This window comes from Sphingomonas sp. SP2, assembly GCF_058313385.1.
This window is the reverse complement of sequence record NZ_JBZFLD010000002.1, coordinates 286599-305025: the sequence shown is the minus strand read 5'-3', so window position 1 is coordinate 305025 and position 18427 is coordinate 286599. Positions and strand designations below refer to the sequence as shown.

Here is an 18427-nt window from a genome sequence, read left to right as displayed (position 1 = left end):
AAACGGCCGGGAAGTTTCCTCCCCGGCCGCTCTCTTGCCCGTCAGATCGCTCAGCCGCGCTCGGGAGTGGGCGCGGGCGGCGGCGGCGGGGGCGGCGGCAGCGGGCAGCTGTCGGTCGTCAGGATGACCGAGCCGTCGGGGCAGGTCTGGGTCTGCGGCGGGGCCGGCGGCATCGGCGGGGCCGGCGGCATCGGCGGCGGCGGCGGCGGCGGCGGCGCAGCCGGCTCGGCGAAGTTGTAGATCACGCTGAACAGCAGCGAGTGCGACTTGAAGCGGCTGCGGGTATCGTAGGTGATGCCCGAGCTGTTCAGCGCGGTGATGACATTGTCGAAGTCGAGCTTGCTCGAGCGGAAGTAGCGATATTTGAGGCCGATATCGAGCTGCGGGGTGATGGCGTAGCGGATGCCCGCGACCGCCTGCAGCGCGAGGCCGCTGTCCTTGCCCTCGATGTCGTAGGTGGCGGTGCCGGGGACGATGTTGTTCATCTTGACCCGCGCCCAGCCCGCGCCCGGACCGGCGTAGAAGCTGACGCCGTCATCGTCGCCGAAGTCGAGCAGCAGATTGGCCATCGCCGACGTGACGCCGACATTCCCCTTGCCGTCGACTTCGGTGACCGCGCCGCCGGTGGCGGTGCGAAGGCCGATGCTGTCGACGCTGGCGCGCTTGTAGCCGAGTTCGCCCTCGAGGCGGATGATGCCGAAGTCGTAACCGAGGATCAGGTCGAGATCGAGGCCGGGCTTCTTGAAGTCCATGAGGACGCCGTCGTCGACCAGCGTCGTGCCGACCGGCGCAGTGGTCCGGGTGATGGCGACATTGTGGTCGAGGTCCTTGGCGAAGAGGGCGCCGCCCTCGGCACCGAAATAGCCGCTGCGATCGCGGGCGGCGGCCGGTGCGGCGAGCAATGCTGCCGCGGCACAGCCAAGCAGGATCTTGCGCATGATGGTCGAAACTCCCCTGTCTCATCCGGCGCGAATCCCGGAAAACGGGCCGCGCGGTGGGAGTTAATCTGCCAGATAACGGCGGTTAATGCCAGAAGCGAAACGGATTGGACGATGCGGGCCGCGGTTCAGGCGGCGCTGGCGGCTTCCTCGCAGGCGGCGGCGGCGCGGGCGGCGAACTGGCTGGCGAGCTTGGCATGCCATTCGCGCGCGGCGGCGGTCATCGAGCGCTGCGCCGCCATCCGCTCCTCGGCGGCCCGGCGGGCATAATAGCGGGTGTTCGACTCCACCGATCGGCTCCACTTGCCTGTCACACGTAGGGCGGAGCCTGCGGTCGAAAGGTGGAAGAAGGGTTAATATCCACAGCGTCCCGCTCCGGCACAACTGCGTGGCCACAGGGTGACAGTCGGGCAACGAACACGAATTATCGCTGAAACCGAACGACTCGTCGCTCGTTACAGGGCGTGAACAATCATTGAAGAGAGAGCGAAGGGGACAGCCATGCTGACTTCGAGCCACATGACGGGAAGCTACAATCCGGCGCTGCGCGGCTATCACGCCGTCTATCGGGAGAGCGCGATCAACCATTGCCCCGGCTGCGGCCGGACCCACTGGCTGATCGGCCGCCTGATGGCCGAGTGCGGCTTCTGCGGAACCGCGCTCCCGCTGTCGGAAAGCTATTCGCGGAGCGCCGCCGCGCCGATGTTCCGCCACGGCCGCGGGATGCTGTCCAAGGCAGCCTGATCCCCTCGCGGGAGCGGCTATTTTCTGCTAACAACGGCCCATGCACTGGGCAGCGATGACGATCATCGCGCTATGGAGCGCGCCGGGCCCGTTCACACTGGCGAACGGGACCGACGATCGCCTGCAGCAACTCGAGATCAAGGTCTCCGACGGCCACGCCGCGGCATGGCGCGCGCTTCATCCCGACACGCTCGCGCCGGGTGCGCGCGGCGACATGGCCGGCCCGCCCGAGCAGACCTGCGCGTTCGACATCAGGGCCGTGGTGAAGGGGGCGCCGACGACCTGGTCGTCGGTCAATCTTTGCGACGTGAAGACCGTGACATTGCACCGCCGCCCTGACGGAACGCTCTGGGTCGATTACGACTGAGCATCCGCGCCCGCCGCACCGGCGGCTGGACCGGCGCGCGAACAGGGGCGGGGGCCGCAAGCGCGGGCGCCGGGCGGACGGCATCGAGGAGCTTCGCCCCGGCCAGGAAGACGACCCCGACGCAGGCCGCGAAGAACAGCCAGCCGATCGTCCCCGGATAGATTTCGAGATAATGCTTGCCGCGCTCGACTGCGCCCAGCGCAATCGCCCAGGTCACCGCCCAGGCTTCCCACCGCGTCTTGACGACGAAGAGGCGTCCGAAGCGCGTGAGCAGGGAGGGCTTGGCCATCGACATATGGTTAAGCAACACGCGTGCCATTGGCGGAGTTCCGCCATTTCGGCGTTAACCATTGTCGTTATCTGTCAATTTACCCGACTCCCGGGCGCAATCGTCACTTTCGCGCGGGCCGGGCAGCGCCTAAGTGGTGCCTCGAGACATGTCCCAGCCGCCATCGCCCCCGTTCGACAAGCAGAAGATCGTCGCCGAGAACCGGCGCGCCCGCTACGATTATTTCGTCGAGGAAAGGTTCGAGGCGGGAATTGCGCTTCAGGGCACCGAGGTGAAGGCACTGCGCAACGGCGAGGGCTCGATCGCGGAAAGCTACGCTACCGTCGAGGGCGAGGAAGTGGTGCTGATCAACAGCCACATCCCCGAATATAAGAACGGCAGCTGGATGAACCACGAGCCGCGCCGCAAGCGGCATCTGCTGCTGCGCAAGCGCGAGATCGGCAAGCTGATGGGCGCGATCCAGCGCCAGGGCCTGACGCTGGTTCCGCTGTCGATCTATTTCAACGGCAATGGCAAGGCCAAGGTCGAGCTTGCCCTCGCGCGCGGCAAGAAGAGCCACGACAAGCGCGACACGATCAAGGAACGCGACTGGAAGCGGGAGCAGGGCCGCCTGCTGCGCGCCCATGGGTGAGCCCGCGGCGAGGCCGGCCCGTGACTAGGCCCGGCTTCTTCCAGCGTCTCGCCGACAAGGCCACGCCGACCCGCGAGGAAGTGCTCGAGAGCCGCTGGCTGAAGCCGTTCGGCAAGCGCGTCCGCCGTTCCGAACTGTGGCGCTTCACCCGCCGCTCGGTCCCCGCGGGGGTGTTCGCCGGGCTGTTCATCGGCATCTTCCTGATGGTCCCCGGGCTGCAGATCGTGGGGGCGGCGCTGATGTGCATGCCGCTGCGCGGCAACATCCCGATCGCCGCGGCGATGACCTTCCTCAGCAATCCCGCGACCACGCCCTTCTTCCTGATCGCCGCCATCGCGCTCGGCAACAAGCTCGGCTTCCATGCCGACCTCGCGGCCTTTGAGCGACTCTATTCGAGCGGGGCGGGCGTGTCGCGCTGGGCCCAGTGGTTGCTCTCCGACGCGGCCCCGGCGATGATCACCGGCCTGTTCCTGATTTCGATTGTCTGCGCGTTCGTCGGCTATGGTGTGTCGATCGTCGTCTGGCGCTGGTGGGTCCACCGCAAATGGCGCAGGCGGACGCGTCCGGAATTGTTTGTCCATCCATCCTGAATGCGAAGGTCCGATCAGCGTATGAAGAAGGTCATTCTCACCCTCGTTGCCACCACTGCGCTTGCGGGTTGCGCCACCACCACCGCCCCGGTCGAAGTCGCCGGTCCGCCCAACGAACCGGTCCAGACCGCCGAGGCCGCGCCTGCCGCGCCCAAGCCGCAGATCGGCGACTTTGGCTTCGACAAGGCCGGCATGGACAGCACCGTCCTCCCGGGTGACAATTTCTATTCCTTCGCCAACGGCACCTGGGCGAAGAACACGCCGATCCCGGCCGACAAGTCGAACTACGGCATGTTCACCGCGCTCGACGACCTCAGCAAGGAGCGCACCAAGACGCTGATCGAGGAAGCGGCCAAGGATCCCAACAGCCGCATCGGCCAGACCTATGCGAGCTTCCTCGACCAGGCCGCGATCGAGGCCAAGGGCCTCGCCCCGATCCAGCCCTGGCTGAACCAGATCAAGGGCCTGTCGAACCGCTCGGCGCTTCCGGCGCTCTACGCCGAAGCCGCCAAGAACGGCGTCAGCACCCCGTTCGCGACCTATGTCGGCCAGGACGACAAGAATCCCGACAATTACATCCTCTCGCTCTACCAGAGCGGGATCGGCATGCCCGACCGCGATTATTATCTGTCGGCCGATCCCAAGATCGCCGAGGTCCGTGCCAAATATCTCCAGCACCTGACCAACGTGCTGACGCTGGCGGGCGAGCCCAATGCGGCTTCGCGCGCCAAGGCCGTGCTCGCGCACGAGACCGAGATCGCCAGGGTCCACTGGAACAAGGTCGACAGCCGCGACGCGACCAAGACCTACAACAAGCTGACCCTCGCGCAGCTCAAGTCGCGGGCGCCGGGCTTCGATTTCGCGACCATGTTCCGTGATGTCGGCGCGGGCGCGAGCAACGATCTCCTCGTCGCGCAGCCGACCGCGGTCACGGGCATCGCCCGGATCGTCAGCCGCGCGCCGCTGGGCGTGATCAAGGATCAGCTGATGATCCGCTCGCTCGACGCCTTCGCGCCGGTGCTCCCGAGCGCCTTCGACAAGGAACAGTTCGCCTTCTACGGCACCGCGCTCAGCGGCACGCCCGAGCAGGAAGCCCGCTGGAAGCGCGGAGTCGACTTCACCGTCGGCACGCTCCAGGACGATGTCAGCAAGCTCTACGTCGCCCGCTACTTCCCGCCCGAGACCAAGGCCGCGGCCGACCAGCTCGTGAAGAATGTGGTGGAATCGATGGGCCGGCGGATCGACTCGCTGACCTGGATGGCGCCCGCCACCAAGCAGCGCGCCCGCGCCAAGCTCGCCAACTTCACCACCAAGATCGGCTATCCCGACCAGTGGCGTGACATGAGCGGGCTCGAGGTCGTCGCCGGCGACGCCTTCGGCAACATGCTCCGGTCGAACCGCTTCGACCAGGCCTACAACATGAACAAGCTCGGCAAGCCGATCTATCGCTGGGAATGGGGCATGACCCCGATGACGGTGAACGCCTATGCCAATTTCGGCATGCACGAGATCGTCTTCCCGGCCGCGATCCTGCAGCCGCCCTTCTTCGATCCCAATGCCGATCCGGCGGTCAATTACGGCGGCATCGGCGCGGTGATCGGCCACGAGATCAGCCACCACTTCGACGACCAGGGCTCGAAGTATGATGAGAACGGCCGCCTGTCGGACTGGTGGACCCCGTCGGACCTCGCCGCCTTCAACGCGGCGACGGCCAAGCTCGCCGCCCAGTATGACGCCTATGAGGTGTTCCCGGGCGCGCGGGTCAACGGCAAGTTCACCATGGGCGAGAATATCGGCGACCTCGCCGGTGTGACCGTCGCCTACGACGCCTACAAGCACAGCCTCAACGGGGCCGAGGCGCCGGTGATCGACGGCACCACCGGCGATCAGCGCTTCTATCTCGGCTGGGCGCAGGTGTGGCGGCGCAACTATCGCGAGGCGAACCTTCGCCAGCGCCTGCTGACCGATCCGCACAGCCCGTCCGAGCAGCGCGTGTTCGTCGTCCGCAACTTCGACAGCTGGTACAACAGCTTCAACGTCCAGCCCGGGCAGAAGCTGTACCTCGCGCCGGCCGACCGGGTCCGCGTCTGGTAGGCTGATGCTGCACGCCCGGCTCGCTGCGATCGACGCTGATCCCGTCCCTCGGGGCGAGCCGTGGCTGCTTCCCGTCCTCCTCGGCCTGACGCTCCTGAGCGTCGGGGTGATCGCCGTCGCGGCCGGCTATCCCTGGCTTGCGCTGCCGCTCGGCGCGGGCGTGCTGGTGGCCGCGGTGATCGGCTGGCGACGCCGGGCCCCCGAGGCGCTGGCCGAAGCCGCACCGGCGGGCGAAACCGACTTCTCGCTGGTCGCGGCGGGGCTCGGCCTCTGCCTCGATCCGGCGGCGCTGACCGATGGGGAGGGGCGGCTGCTTGCGGTCAATCCGGCCTATCGCCAGCGCTTTCCCGCACTTCCCGGCCCGCATGCGGTCGATCCCGATCTCGAGGTGGGCGCCGCACTCGCGGTGGCACGCGACCAGGCCTGGCGCGACGGGCAGGGGGCGGTGTCGGGCCTCGTCACCGCCGACGGGCCGCTGGCGGTCGAGATCGCCCGCGTCGGCCACGGCCGCGACCTTCTCCTCTGGCGCTTTCCCCGGCCGCGGCGCTCGGGGCTGACCGTACTCGTCCGCCGGCTCGAGGGGCTCGAAGGCGAGATTCTCGGCCAGGCCGGGGTGCTTGCCGCGGCGGTCGACGGCGACGGGCGTATCGCGGCGACCAATGCCATGTTCGAGCGCCGCACCCGCTGCCGCGAGCGGGGACGCGAACGGATCGAGGATCTGCTCGAAGGGGCCGGTGACGGTCTGGTCCGGCTGGTCGCCGAGGGGCCGGAAGGGCCGATCCTGCGGATGCTCCACATTCCCGCCGAGCCGGGTTCGGGCGATCCCGCCGGCATCACCATGCTGTTCGCGACCGGGGAAGCGCCGAGCCTCGGCGAGCCGGCCAGCCTCCAGGCGCTGCTCGACCTTCTTCCGCTCGGCCTCGCGCTGGTCGACCGAGACGGGCGCTTCCTGACCAGCAATCATGCCTTCCGCAGCGCCGCGGCCCTGGGCGAGGGGCCGCTTCCGGCCTTTCCGAGCGACCTTGTGGTCAAGGAGGACAAGGCGGCCGTGGCCGATGCGGTGCGCCGCAACAGCCGCGGCCCGGCCATGTCGGGCGACCTTGCGGTCCGCCTGTCGCACCAGCCGGGCGAACCCGTCGCGCTGACCATCGCGGGCCTTCGCAACCTCGGCGAGGCGAGCGTGCTCCTCCTGCTCAAGGACAATAGCGAGGAAGCCAAGCTGAAGCGGCAGGTCGCGCAGGCGACCAAGATGCAGGCGGTTGGGCAGCTGGCGGGCGGCGTCGCGCACGACTTCAACAACATCCTCACCGCGATCATCGGCCACTGCGACCTGATGCTGATGCGCCATACGCCGGGCGACAGCGATTATGACGACATCCAGCAGATCAAGTCGAACTCCAACCGCGCGGCCGGCCTGACCCGGCAATTGCTTGCTTTCTCGCGCCAGCAGACGCTGCGGCCGCAAGTGCTGCAGCTGCCCGACGTAATCAGCGAAGTGTCGCATCTCCTGAAGCGCCTCCTTGGCGAGACGGTGACGCTGCAGGTGAAGCATGGCCGCGACCTCGGCGCGGTGCGGGCCGATCCGGGCCAGCTCGAGCAGGTGATCGTCAATCTCGCGGTCAATGCCCGCGACGCCATGGCCGGCGTCGGCGGGGGTAAGCTCACCATCCAGACCTATGCGGTGCGGGCCGACCAGGTGGCCGAGCTCGGCTCCGACATCCTGCCGGTCGCCGATTATACGGCGCTCAGCATTTCCGACACCGGCTGCGGGATCCCGCCGGCGGTGCTCGGCAAGGTGTTCGAGCCCTTCTTCACCACCAAGGAGGTGGGCAAGGGGACGGGGCTCGGGCTGTCGACCGTCTACGGCATCGTCAAGCAGTCGGGCGGCTTCATCTTCGCCGCCAGCAAGGTGGGCGAGGGGACGACCTTCGTCATCTATCTCCCGGTCCACCAGGAGGAGGATGGCGCGCGGGCCAAGGCCGCGGTGGTTGCGCCCAAGCCGGCCGAGGAGACCTGGGGCACCGGCACCGTGCTGCTCGTCGAGGACGAGCCGATGGTCCGGACTGTCGCCGAGCGCGCGCTGACCCGCCAGGGCTATACGGTGCTCACCGCCGAAAATGGCGAGGAAGCGCTCGACATCGTCAATCGCGGCGAGCCGATCGACCTCCTCATCTCCGACGTGGTGATGCCCGTGATGGACGGGCCGACGATGGTCCGCGAAGCCCGCAAGACGCGCCCCGAACTGCCCATCCTCTTCATGTCGGGCTATGCCGAGGAACAGCTCCGAAGATCGATCGACATCGACAATGTTGCCTTTCTTCCCAAGCCTTTCTCGGTGCAGGAGCTCTCCGAGGCAGCGCATAAAGTGTTGGCATCGCGCCGAATTTAGTTGCGCAGCCGTGCCGGTGCCGTAATAGCCCGGGCAGTGAGCCACGGTCGTGACATCCTCGTCGTCGAAGACGAACCCCTCATCGCCATGATGCTCGAGGACTTCCTCGAGACTCTTGGCCATCGCATCCACGCGAGCTGCGACAACCTTCCCGACGCGCTCGCGCGCTGCGAGGAAGGCGGGTTCGACATCGCGATCCTCGACGTCAATCTGAAGGGCGAGCTGGTCTGGCCGGCGGCCGAGGCGCTCCGCGCGCGGGGCGTTCCCTTCGTCATCGCCAGCGGCGGCCATGTCGAACCGCCCCCCGCGGTATTCGCCGACGCGCCGCTGCTCGAGAAGCCCTACACGATCGACCGGATCCAGCCGGTGTTGGAGCAGGCGGGCGCCTGAAGCCCCTTCGTGCGACCATTCGGTCGCACTCCTGCCACGGATCGCCGCCTCACGACTCCACTCGTCGCGGTTCACTTGCCCGTCAGTCGGCTTGGCCTAAAGAGAAGGTCAACCAACTGACTGTACGGGGGTTTACCCAGTGAAGAAGCTTCTGCTCGCGACCTCTGTCCTGACCATGGCGCTGATGCCCGCCGCGGCCGAGGCCAAGAAAAAGCCCGCGCCGCCGCCCCCTGCGCCGGTCGTCCGCGTCGCCCCGTCCGACCCGGTCGAGGCTTATTACTACAATCACGGCGATGCCCCGATCTGGTTCCGCAGCGATGCGACCCGCGCCGCCGCCGGCCGCCTGTCGGCAATCCTCAAGCGCGCGCCGATCGACGGCTTCACCGCCGGCCCGGCGCTCGCCGCGCAGGTCGATGCGGCGATCGCCTCGGCGACCCCGGGCAATGCGGCGGCGGCCAAGGCGGCCGAGCTGACCCTGTCCAAGGCCTGGGTCAGCTACATGCAGTTCCTGCGGACCCCGCCCAAGGGCGTCGTCTATGGCTATGCGCTGCTGAAGCCCGCCGCGCGTCCCGACCAGATCCTGCTGACCACGGCGGCGTCGCCCGACCTTGCCGCACAGATCGACAAGATGGCCGACGTGAACCCGACCTATCGCGCGCTGCGCGAGGCGGCGCTGGCGAGCGGAATGACCGCCGCCGACACCAGCCTCTCGTCAAACCTCGAGCGGGCCCGTTTCCTGCCGGCGAGCGGGCGCTTCGTCATGGTCGACATCGGCAATGCGATGCTGACCATGTACGAGAATGGCCAGCCGGTGGACCGGATGAAGGTGGTCGTGGGTACGCCGCAGCTGCAGACCCCGATGATCGCCAGCATCATCCATTATGTGACGCTGAACCCTTATTGGAACGTGCCGCCCAACCTCATTCACAAGACGGTGGCGCCGGGCGCGCTCAGGGGCGGCGACGGCTATCTGAAGCCGCGTGGCTATGAGGTGATGAGCGGCTGGGGCCCGGATGCGACGGTGCTTCCGGCTGGCCAGGTCGACTGGCAGAAGGTCATCGACAATCCCGAGAGCATCCGGGTGCGGCAGAAGCCGGGCCTTGCGAACAGCATGGGTCGCCTGAAGGTCCCGTTCCCGAGCGGGCAGGACATCTATCTTCACGACACGCCGGCCAAGGAGAAGTTCAAGGAGGCCGATCGCCACCTGTCGAACGGCTGCATCCGGCTCGAGGACGCCCGCCGCTTCGCGCGCTGGCTGATGGGCCGCGAGCCCGCGATGAGCGGGAGCGATCCCGAGCAGATGGTCCAGCTCCAGCAGGGCGTGCCCATCTACCTGACCTATCTTACCGCCGAGCCGGGTGCCGATGGGAAGCTGGCAATGCGCAAGGATGCTTACGGCTGGGACGGTCGCCCCGACCTGCAGCTGGCGGCGTCGACGGCCTATACCAGCGTGGCGCGCCCGGCGCCGTAAGGACCGGCGCCCAGGCGGAACGGCAAAAGGCCGGGGGAGTGATCCCCCGGCCTTTTTCGTGACCCTGCGCAAGGTGGCCCCGATAAGAAAACGGGGCGGAGCCAATGAGGCTCCACCCCGTCTCTTTGCCAGTAGCCGGAGCAGGACCGAAGTCCTGCTCCCGACCGCTTAGCCGCGCTCCGGAGCGGGCGGCGGCGGCGGCGGCGGCGGCGGCGGAACCGGGCACGCGTCGGTCGCCAGGATCACCGAACCGTCCGGGCACGTCTGCGTGGCAGGCGGCGGGGGCGGAGGCGGCGGCGGCGGCGGCGGCGGCGGCGGCGGCGGCGGCGGCACGACGCCACCGAAGTTGAAGGTCAGGCTCGCGAGCAGCGAGTGCGACCGGAAGCGGGCATCGCCATCACCGAACTGGGCGGCGTCGGGACGGAAGTCCACGTCGTCGCTGATGTCGTGATTGTAGAAGCGATACTTCAGGCCGAGGTCGATGTTGTCGCTGACCGGGTAACGCACGCCAGCGAGGAGCTGCCAGGCGAAACCGCTGTCCTTGGCGTCGAGCACCTTGGTGCGGGCGAGGCCGACGCCACCGCCGACGAAGCCCTGCCAGCTGTCATCCGAACCGAAGTCGAGGAGGACGTTGCCCATGACCGACAGCGAGCTCGAGCGGCCGTCGCCGTCGAAGGTCACGCCGTTCAGCAGGTAGCTGTCGTGCGAAGCGCGCTTGTAGGCGACTTCGGCTTCGGCGCGGATCGCACCGAAGTCGTAACCGGCGTTGACGTCGACGTCGTAGCCAGTCTTGTGGTCGATGTTCAGGTAGTCGTTGAACTCCTGGCCGGCGGCGTTGGTGACATCGACATTGATGTCCTCAACGATCATCGGACCAGCGCTGACGCCGACATAACCCGCCTTGTCGCGGGCCATGGCCGGCGAGGTGATGGCGGCCGCTGCGGCGGCTGCCAGTAGGTATTTGCGCATGCTTTCCCCTTCTCGCTCGAAGTTAGTGTTGATGGCGCCTCGAACCTGTAGAGCATGTGCAAAGTTTCGCTCAAGAGAAAGCTGAACGACCGACAGCGACCGAGCGTGACAATCCTGCAACAGTGCGCAACGGCGACTGGCCGCCATTTGCAGTCCCAAGTTGCGGAACCGCAATGACTTTTTGCCGTTTGGCAAGCGGACGAAAGGCGATGCAGATTAAGAAAAGCGGTTTTCGCCCGCTTCGTTTCATCGGTCGGCGGCCGGTCCCGCAACGCGGATTTGGTTCTCGCCAGCCCCGGTGTGTCGGTGTAGAGCCCTGTTACAGGGGAAGCGCGGAGGAGCCTTGATGCTGGCTTCGATCGATGAAGAACGACTGCTCGAAACGGTGGGAGTAAGTCCCATCGCAACCGTGCTCAGCAATCCCCGAAAAGCCGACAATCCGCTCGAGGTCGCCAATCCGGCCTTCTGTGCGCTGACCGGCTATCCCGAGAGCGAGATCCTGGGCCGCAACTGCCGATTCCTGTCGGGCGCGGCGACCGAGCCCTGGCTGACCGAGCGGATCCGCGAAGGCGTCCGCAACCGCAAGGCGGTGCTGGTCGACATCCTCAACTACAAGCGCGACGGCACGCCGTTCCGCAATGCCGTGCTGGTGACGCCCCTGTTCGACACCAATGGCGAGCTCGCCTGGTTCCTCGGCAGCCAGGTCGAGCTTGGCGAGGAGAGCAGCGCGGTCTTCGCCGGTCGCCGCGAGCGTGCGGTGCTGGCGGTGAAGACGCTTCCGCCGCGCCAGCGCCAGGTGCTGGAACTGATCGCCAAGGGCCTACTCAACAAGCAGATCGCGTGGGAGCTGAAGATCAGCGAGAAGACGGTGAAGATGCACCGGGCGCTGCTGATGGAAAGGCTCGGGGTGCCGACCAGCGCCGACCTCATCCGCCTCGCCGTCGAGGCCGGCCTCTAGCACCAATCGCGGGCGACACTGGTCCTAAGACCAGCTTTCGACCAACGCCCTCGCGCCGCATATGCCGAGCATAGCCATTCGTGCGGCCCGCTTCCCCCTTGAGGGCCGCCGGATGATCCGAGGCGCGCTTCCCCGCCGCTCGGAACGCAACGTGCCGGTCGCAAGCCCGCCTGCGGCCGGCACAACGCATGCCTGCGATTCTTGAAAATCAGCCCGCCGCGGCGAGGGCTTCGGTCACCAGTTGCTCGAGCCGGGTCTCGTCGGGAAAGGCCTCGTCGATCCAGCGCCGCTCGATCGCCTTGAGCGTCCGTGCGACCACCGGGCCGGGGGTGAGACCGCGCGCGATGAGCTGCCCGCCGCCGATCGGGAGGCGCGGCGCGATCCATCCCGACAGGCCCGCGGCCTCGTCCGGACGATCGGCGAGCAGGAGCCGGTCCTGCGCTTCCACGGTCCCAATCTCATAAGCGAGCGCGCGCGGCGGCGCGGCGACGTCGGCAGTCGCGGCCGAGGCCATCCGCTTGCGCGCCTTGTTGCTGAGCTTGAGCCTAGCCGCGACCTTGTCGGCGAGCATGGCATCGGCGGGGAGCAAGGCGGCGAAGCGGCGCAGCGCGTCGGGGGCGATCCCGGCCGCCCGCTCGGCCGCGATCAGCCGCTCGAGCCGGGCAATGGCTTCGGGCGCGATCTCGGGGAGGACAGGCTTCAGCACGCCGTTCGACAGCATCAGCGCGATGGTCGGGGCGGGATCGGGGAGGGCGAGCGTCTTCAGCCATTCGTCGGCGATCCGCTCGCGCGACAAAGCCATGAGGTCGTTGGCGCGGGTGGCGCAGGCCGCGAGGCCCTCGGCATCGACGGTGCTGGCGAAACGGGCGGTGAAGCGGAAGAAGCGCAGGATCCGCAGATGATCCTCGGCGATGCGCTGGAGCGGTTCGCCGATGAAGCGGACGTGATGCGCCGCAAGGTCCGCGGTGCCGCCGAAATAGTCGTGCAATTCGCCCGTCGCGGGGTCGAAGTAGAGCGCGTTGATGGTGAAGTCGCGGCGGGCGGCGTCCTCGCGCCAGTCGTCGGTGAAGGCGACGGTGGCGTGGCGGCCGTCGGTGTCGACGTCGGCGCGGAGCGTGGTGATCTCGAACGTCTCGCCGCTGCTGATCGCGGTGACGGTGCCGTGGGCGATGCCGGTCGGGATGGTCTTGATTCCCGCCGCGCCGCAGCGTCGCATCACCTCGTAGGGCGAAAGCGCGGTGGCGAGGTCGATGTCGGCGACCGCCTGGCCGAGGAGGCCGTCACGGACCGCGCCGCCGACCAGCCGCGCCTCGCCCGGGCCGAGCGCCGCGAACATGGCGGAGGCGCCGGGGCGCCCGACGATGGCGTGGAGCGGGCTCAGGTCCATGACCCGAGCCGCTTCGACAGGTTGACCAGCATGGCGGCGGTGGCGCCCCAGATCCGTCGTCCCTCCCAGGGGATTTCGTAATAGGTCCGGCGGCGACCCTCGTAGGTAGCGTGCATCGCGCGCTGATTGGCGGGATCGAGGAGGAAGGCAAGCGGCGCCTCGAACCAGTCGGCGACTTCCTGCTCCTGAGGGACGAGCGGAAGGTCGGGATCGACTTCGCCGAGCACGGGCACGACCGAATAGCCGGTGACGGTGCGATAGGGATCGGCCGGGCCCCACAGGCTGACCGCGGACGGGGGCAGGCCGATCTCCTCATGCGCCTCGCGAAGCGCGGCGGCGGCGGGATCGCGGTCGCCGGGGTCGATCCTCCCGCCGGGGAAGGCGATCTGGCCGGCATGGGTGCGGAGATGCTCACGGCGGACGGTGAGCAGCACGCCGGGCTCGGCCCGCCGGGTGATGGCGACGAGCACGGCGGCCGGGGTCAGCGCCGTGTCGCCATGGCCCTCGACGAGGTCGCCGGCGAGGAGGTCGAGCGGGGGAGGGGCGTCGAGCGCGGCGCGAAGCCGCCCGGCGATGCTCATTCGGCGCCCATCGCGAAGAAACGCCCGTCGCTCCACACACCCGGGGGATCGCTGGCGAGCGCCAGCTCGGCGAGTTCGTAATAGACCGGCCGCTCGAACGAGGCCTCGAGCCCGCCGCGCACGGCGACGAGCGGAAGGCCCTCGCGCTCGCTGAGCGGATGGTCGGGGCCGAGGACGAAGGCTTCGCCGCTGTTGAGCTGGACTGCGATGCGCTGCGTCTCGCTGCTGCCCTCGAGCGTCATGGCGGTTACGCGGAGCGCAGCGAGTTCGACGTCGATGTCGAGCTTTTCGGCCGGGGTGACGAGGACATGGCTGCCGTCGGGCTCGCGCCGCAGCACGGTGGCGAAGAGGCGGACGAGGGCCGCGCGTTCGATCGGCCGGCCGTCGTGCCACCAGCGACCGTCGCGGTCGATCCGCATCCCGCTGTGCCCGCAGTGGGACGGGTTCCATTGCTCGACCGGAGGCCGGCGATGCGCGGCCGCCGCGGCCTCGATCTCGGACAGGGACAGGCGGCTGATGTCGAGGGGAGGGCGGGTCTCTGGCATAAGCGGCGGTGAGATGTGCCCGCCGCCTTGTTTCCGCAAGGCCGCGCGCTAGAGGCGGGAGACGATGAGCAAGGTCGCAATCGTGACGGGCGCCGGCAAGAGGGTCGGCCGACTGCTGGCCGAAGGGCTGCTGGCTGACGGCTGGCAGGTCGTCGCCCATGTCCGCCAGGACGGCGACGACGTGCCCGCGGGCGCCATCGCCGTCGCCGCGGACCTTGCCGACGGGAAGGCGGCCGCCGCGGCCATCCTCGGCGCCTGTCCCTCGGCACCGTCGCTTCTGGTCAACAATGCCGCGCGCTTCGCCCCCGACCGGCTTGGCGACTTCGCGCCCGACGAGCTGGCGGCGCACATGGCGGTGAATGTCGCAGCGCCGGCGCTTCTCACAGCCGCCTTCGCCGCGGCGGGCGGCGAGGGCGACCGGCTGGTCGTCAATATCCTCGACGCCAAGCTTGCCGCGCCCAACCCCGATTTCCTGAGCTACACGCTGTCCAAGGCCGCGCTTGCCGCGCTGACCGCGCTGAGCGCGCAGGAGCTCGCCGGGCAAGGGGTCAGGGTCAACGGGATCGCCCCGGCGCTGATGCTGCTGTCGGAAGGGCAGAGCGAAGAGAATTTCGCGGCCATGCACGGCTTCAACCCGCTCGGGCGGGGCGTGGAGCCCGCCGACGTCCTCCGTTCGCTGCGCTTTCTGGTGGACTCGCCGACGATCACCGGCGAGACGCTCGTGCTCGATGGCGGCCAGCGCTTCTGGCGCCTGCCGCGCGATGTTCAATTTCTTCGACCGGACCAACAATGAGCGATATTCTGCCCTTCACGCCGCGCCTCGACGGGATGGTCCCGCCGGCGCTGGCGATCCGCTCGGCCAAGATCTTCCTCCACGAGCTGGCGGTGATGGCCGACATCGGCTTCCACTATTTCGAGGTCGGGACGCCACAGCGGCTGCTGATCACGGTCGAGGTCTGGCTGAGCGATGTCGAGACGCCCGCGGACGACGCCGCGGCCAACGCGTGGAACTATGATCACCTCAAGCTGGAGATCGAGCGAATCGCCGGTTCGCGCCGTTTCAACCTGCAGGAGACACTCATTCGCGAAATCTATGAATGGATTGCCGCGCGCGACGGAGTGAAGGCTTTGCGGGTGGCCACGTCCAAGCCCGACGTGTACCCGAACGCCCGTGCCGTAGGCGTTGAAATCTCCAGTTTTTCCGGGTCTGCCCCGTAAGTCGCTTGGCAAGCGGTTGCAGAGACGGAACAATATGATTGCACCGCCATTGAGGCCACATTAAGGAAGCGCGCCGACCCCGCCGATGATATGTTGATACGTCGGCCTGCCAGATCGAAGGAGCGTTCCTAACCAGGCGCGAATTCATTCTGGATGATAGGGGCACCCTGAGGAGAATTGCGGCAGGATGTCATACGCCAATCGCAGGCAGATGAGCGGGAACAAGACGGTTTCGATCGTCTTCGTCGCCTTGCTGCATGTGCTGCTCGGATATGCGATCATCACCGGCCTTGCCTACAATGTCGTTAAAAAGGCCGCTGAGGATCTGAAGACTTTCGACGTGGAAGAGGAGCCGCCGCCCCCGCCTGAGGAGCCGCCGCCCCCGCCGCCAGAGACGCGTCAGGAGGTCCCGCCCCCGGTGGTCTCTCCGCCGCCGCTGGTCCGGACCAACACGCCGCCTCCGCCCGTGACCACCACGGACGTGGCGCCGCCCAATCCGCCGATCACGTACACGGCTCCGCCCGCACCGCCGGCGCCCCCCGCGCCGCCGCCGCCGCCGCCTCCGCCCGTCCGGGTGCAGCCGGCCAAGGCACGGGCGAACCTCGCCTCGTACATCTCTGACGACGACTATCCGCAAGACGCGATCCGCAACGAGCAGCAGGGCACGACCCGGTTCCGCCTGGACATTGGTCCGGACGGCCGCGTGACCAACTGTTCGGTGACCGGCTCGTCGGGTTCGAGCTCGCTCGACGCCACGACCTGTCGCCTGATCAAGAGCCGCGCACGTTTCACGCCGGCGACTGACAGTAGCGGAGCCAAGACGACCGACTCGTTCAGCGGAAGCATCCGCTGGGTCCTGCCGGCGGAATAGTAATTACGTCGCTCCTGATCTCACGCTTTCCAGTTAAGGAATTCGCACTATGACTTTCCTCACTCTGATGGCTGCAGCTGCGGCCGCTCCCGCCGGGGACAACCCCTACGGTCTGGTCCAGGCCCTCAAGGAAGGCGGCGTCATCTCGATCGCCACCTTCATCATCCTGGTCGGCATGTCGATCGGCACCTTCTACATCCTGTTCACCAAGTTCTTCGAGCAGCAGAAGATCATCAGCCAAGGCAACAAGGTCCGGGCCAGCTTCTGGAACTCGCCGAACCTGCGTGACGCCGCCGGCAAGCTCGACGCCAAGAGCGCCTACCGCGCCATCGTCGACGACGCCCTCGTCGCCCAGGACCAGCACGGCAAGCTGACCAACCCGATCGACCAGCACGACTGGATGGCCAACAGCCTCGCCCGCTCGCAGGGTGGCATCGGCGCCCGTCTCGGCGAAGGCCTCGCCTTCCTCGCGACCGTCGGTTCGACCGCGCCGTTCATCGGTCTGTTCGGTACCGTCGTCGGCATCTATCGCGCGCTGATCAAGATCGGCTCGTCGGGTCAGGCCTCGATCTCGGCCGTCGCCGGCCCGGTCGGTGAAGCCCTCATCATGACCGCCCTCGGCCTCGTCGTCGCGGTTCCGGCCGTGCTCGCCTACAACTGGCTGATCCGCCGCAACAAGTCGATCATGGAAGACCTCGCGGCCTTCACCAACGACCTGCACGGCTACATCATGTCGGAAGGCAAGGTTAAGCCGTCGGTTCTCGCCGCTGCTGCTCCGAACGCCGGTTCGGCCTCGGTCGCCCGTGGCGCCCAGACCCGCTCGGCCGCCGCTCCGACCCCGGCCGGCACCCAGCCGCTGACCAGCGGTCAGACGTCGACCGGCGCGCAGGCCGGCGGCACCGGCACCACCACGGTGGATCGCCGCTAAGCACTGGTTCAGGAGGCCGGGCGTCTGCTGACGCACATGCCCGGCCCCACCTTCGTCCAGTGTATCCGTTTGAAGAGGGAAATCTGATCCCATGGCAATGAGTGTCGGCAAGGAAGACGGCGACGACGTCCCGATGTCGGACATCAACACCACGCCCCTCGTGGACGTGATGCTGGTGCTGCTGATCATCTTCCTCATCGCCGTCCCGGTGGTGGTGGAGACGGTTCCGATCGCGCTTCCGAAGACTGTTTACGAAGTGCGCGAGACCAAGCCCGAAAACGTCGAACTGACGGTTCGTGGCGGTGCGGGCGATTCCTGCGAAGTCTATCTCGGCATGAAGCCGATCGACTCCCAGGCGCTGCTCGACACGGCGGTGAAGAAGCTCGAGGACGCCATTGCGAAGGCTGGCGGCGCCGAGAACCTCACCGAGGAAACCATGCCGGAAGTGCATATCCGCGGCGACGTGAACACGCCGTACAAGTGCATCGGCGGGACCATCTACCAGATGCAGCGTGCGGGCTTCGCGCGGGTCGGCTTCGTTAGCGAGCCGCCGCCCGGTGCGGCCGTGACCCGTCTGTAAGAAAAGGAACACGCCTCATGGCGATGCAGACGACTTCGAATAACTCCGAAGGCGAGCCGATGATGGAGATCAACACGACTCCATTGATCGACGTGATGCTGGTGCTGATCATCATGCTGATCATCACCATCCCGCCGCAGACCCATGCCGTGAAGCTGGACCTGCCGCAGGGCAATCCGCCGCAGAACCAGGTGATCGACCCGGTCAAGAATAAGATCGTGGTTGCGGCCAACGGCGCGGTCCTGTGGAACGGCGCTCCGGTCAACCTGGTGCAGCTTCGCCAGTATCTCGACATCACGCAGCAGATGAACCCGGTCCCGGAGCTTCACCTGCAGCCTGAACCCAATGCCCGCTACGAGACGGTCGACGAGGTGCTCGTCGTCACCAAGCAGGCGGCGGTGTCGAAGATGGGCTTCGTCGGCAACGAGGCCTACGCCAAGGCCTTCTAAGCCGGTGAATATGACTTTCGGGAACCATCCCGAATGAT

22 protein-coding genes are annotated in these 18427 nt (G+C 67.5%); 15 read left to right on the top strand and 7 right to left on the bottom strand.

Annotated features, from left to right (window positions below):
* Positions 1 to 50: 50 nt before the first annotated feature.
* Positions 51 to 938, bottom strand: a complete 888-nt coding sequence (locus AC4GYU_RS12145) for an outer membrane protein (RefSeq protein WP_491087213.1) — start codon at positions 936 to 938, stop codon at positions 51 to 53.
* A 128-nt stretch (positions 939 to 1066) separates the two neighbouring features.
* Entirely contained in the window at positions 1067 to 1228 is a 162-nt protein-coding gene (locus AC4GYU_RS12140) for a hypothetical protein (RefSeq protein WP_491087212.1), read from the bottom strand.
* Between the two features lie 211 nt (positions 1229 to 1439).
* Here AC4GYU_RS12140 and AC4GYU_RS12135 point away from each other — a divergent pair, with 211 nt between their 5' ends.
* Complete coding sequence (locus AC4GYU_RS12135; RefSeq protein WP_491087211.1) at positions 1440 to 1682, top strand: hypothetical protein; 243 nt, start codon at positions 1440 to 1442, stop codon at positions 1680 to 1682.
* Between the two features lie 40 nt (positions 1683 to 1722).
* Positions 1723 to 2049 (top strand): hypothetical protein, encoded by a 327-nt coding sequence (locus tag AC4GYU_RS12130; RefSeq protein ID WP_491087210.1) that lies wholly within the window; start codon positions 1723 to 1725, stop codon positions 2047 to 2049.
* Here AC4GYU_RS12130 and AC4GYU_RS12125 read toward each other — a convergent pair.
* Positions 1976 to 2338 carry a hypothetical protein gene (locus AC4GYU_RS12125; RefSeq protein WP_491087209.1) on the bottom strand — a complete coding sequence of 121 codons (363 nt, stop codon included), beginning with the start codon at positions 2336 to 2338 and terminating at the stop codon, positions 1976 to 1978. The genes AC4GYU_RS12130 and AC4GYU_RS12125 overlap by 74 nt on opposite strands.
* Positions 2339 to 2486: 148 nt before the next feature.
* Here AC4GYU_RS12125 and smpB point away from each other — a divergent pair, with 148 nt between their 5' ends.
* The 6 genes from smpB to AC4GYU_RS12095 all read left to right on the top strand — a co-directional run bounded on the left by smpB (position 2487) and on the right by AC4GYU_RS12095 (position 9903).
* The gene (gene smpB / locus AC4GYU_RS12120; RefSeq protein ID WP_491087208.1) at positions 2487 to 2969 is read left to right on the top strand and encodes an SsrA-binding protein SmpB; all 483 of its coding nucleotides are present in this window, start codon (positions 2487 to 2489) and stop codon (positions 2967 to 2969) included.
* Positions 2970 to 2989: 20 nt separating this feature from the next.
* Entirely contained in the window at positions 2990 to 3559 is a 570-nt protein-coding gene (locus AC4GYU_RS12115) for a DUF2062 domain-containing protein (protein WP_491087207.1), read from the top strand.
* A gap of 21 nt (positions 3560 to 3580) precedes the next feature.
* Complete coding sequence (locus AC4GYU_RS12110; protein ID WP_491087206.1) at positions 3581 to 5653, top strand: M13 family metallopeptidase; 2073 nt, start codon at positions 3581 to 3583, stop codon at positions 5651 to 5653.
* A gap of 4 nt (positions 5654 to 5657) precedes the next feature.
* Entirely contained in the window at positions 5658 to 8042 is a 2385-nt protein-coding gene (locus AC4GYU_RS12105; RefSeq protein ID WP_491087205.1) for a hybrid sensor histidine kinase/response regulator, read from the top strand.
* A gap of 36 nt (positions 8043 to 8078) precedes the next feature.
* On the top strand, positions 8079 to 8432 hold the full coding sequence (locus AC4GYU_RS12100; RefSeq protein WP_491087204.1) for a response regulator: 354 nt from the start codon (positions 8079 to 8081) through the stop codon (positions 8430 to 8432).
* Positions 8433 to 8571: 139 nt separating this feature from the next.
* On the top strand, positions 8572 to 9903 hold the full coding sequence (locus AC4GYU_RS12095; protein ID WP_491087203.1) for a L,D-transpeptidase family protein: 1332 nt from the start codon (positions 8572 to 8574) through the stop codon (positions 9901 to 9903).
* Positions 9904 to 10071: 168 nt separating this feature from the next.
* Here AC4GYU_RS12095 and AC4GYU_RS12090 read toward each other — a convergent pair whose 3' ends face one another.
* A complete protein-coding gene (locus AC4GYU_RS12090) occupies positions 10072 to 10872 on the bottom strand; it encodes an outer membrane protein (protein ID WP_491087202.1) in 801 nt (266 codons plus the stop codon).
* Between the two features lie 346 nt (positions 10873 to 11218).
* Between AC4GYU_RS12090 and AC4GYU_RS12085 the strand changes: the two genes are divergently transcribed.
* Entirely contained in the window at positions 11219 to 11830 is a 612-nt protein-coding gene (locus tag AC4GYU_RS12085; protein WP_491087201.1) for a LuxR C-terminal-related transcriptional regulator, read from the top strand.
* 208 nt (positions 11831 to 12038) lie between these two features.
* Here AC4GYU_RS12085 and AC4GYU_RS12080 read toward each other — a convergent pair whose 3' ends face one another.
* Genes AC4GYU_RS12080 through AC4GYU_RS12070 form a run of 3 tightly spaced genes read right to left on the bottom strand, consistent with a single transcriptional unit; the run spans position 12039 to position 14343 of the window.
* Entirely contained in the window at positions 12039 to 13217 is a 1179-nt protein-coding gene (locus AC4GYU_RS12080; protein ID WP_491087200.1) for a CCA tRNA nucleotidyltransferase, read from the bottom strand.
* Positions 13208 to 13798 carry a CoA pyrophosphatase gene (locus tag AC4GYU_RS12075; RefSeq protein ID WP_491087199.1) on the bottom strand — a complete coding sequence of 197 codons (591 nt, stop codon included), beginning with the start codon at positions 13796 to 13798 and terminating at the stop codon, positions 13208 to 13210. The genes AC4GYU_RS12080 and AC4GYU_RS12075 overlap by 10 nt, the downstream gene beginning before the upstream one ends.
* Complete coding sequence (locus AC4GYU_RS12070) at positions 13795 to 14343, bottom strand: DUF1285 domain-containing protein (protein ID WP_491087198.1); 549 nt, start codon at positions 14341 to 14343, stop codon at positions 13795 to 13797. The genes AC4GYU_RS12075 and AC4GYU_RS12070 overlap by 4 nt, the downstream gene beginning before the upstream one ends.
* A gap of 64 nt (positions 14344 to 14407) precedes the next feature.
* Between AC4GYU_RS12070 and AC4GYU_RS12065 the strand changes: the two genes are divergently transcribed.
* From AC4GYU_RS12065 to AC4GYU_RS12040, 6 genes are all read left to right on the top strand, one after another.
* Positions 14408 to 15136, top strand: coding sequence for an SDR family oxidoreductase (locus tag AC4GYU_RS12065; protein WP_491087197.1), 729 nt, complete (start codon positions 14408 to 14410; stop codon positions 15134 to 15136).
* On the top strand, positions 15133 to 15561 hold the full coding sequence (locus AC4GYU_RS12060) for a dihydroneopterin aldolase (protein WP_491087196.1): 429 nt from the start codon (positions 15133 to 15135) through the stop codon (positions 15559 to 15561). Before AC4GYU_RS12065 ends, AC4GYU_RS12060 begins: the two co-directional genes overlap by 4 nt.
* A gap of 187 nt (positions 15562 to 15748) precedes the next feature.
* Positions 15749 to 16432, top strand: a complete 684-nt coding sequence (locus AC4GYU_RS12055; protein WP_491087195.1) for an energy transducer TonB — start codon at positions 15749 to 15751, stop codon at positions 16430 to 16432.
* 67 nt (positions 16433 to 16499) lie between these two features.
* Positions 16500 to 17360, top strand: a complete 861-nt coding sequence (locus tag AC4GYU_RS12050; RefSeq protein ID WP_491087360.1) for a MotA/TolQ/ExbB proton channel family protein — start codon at positions 16500 to 16502, stop codon at positions 17358 to 17360.
* 91 nt (positions 17361 to 17451) lie between these two features.
* The gene (locus AC4GYU_RS12045) at positions 17452 to 17940 is read left to right on the top strand and encodes an ExbD/TolR family protein (protein WP_491087194.1); all 489 of its coding nucleotides are present in this window, start codon (positions 17452 to 17454) and stop codon (positions 17938 to 17940) included.
* A gap of 23 nt (positions 17941 to 17963) precedes the next feature.
* Positions 17964 to 18389 (top strand): ExbD/TolR family protein, encoded by a 426-nt coding sequence (locus AC4GYU_RS12040; protein ID WP_491087193.1) that lies wholly within the window; start codon positions 17964 to 17966, stop codon positions 18387 to 18389.
* Positions 18390 to 18427 lie beyond the last annotated feature (38 nt).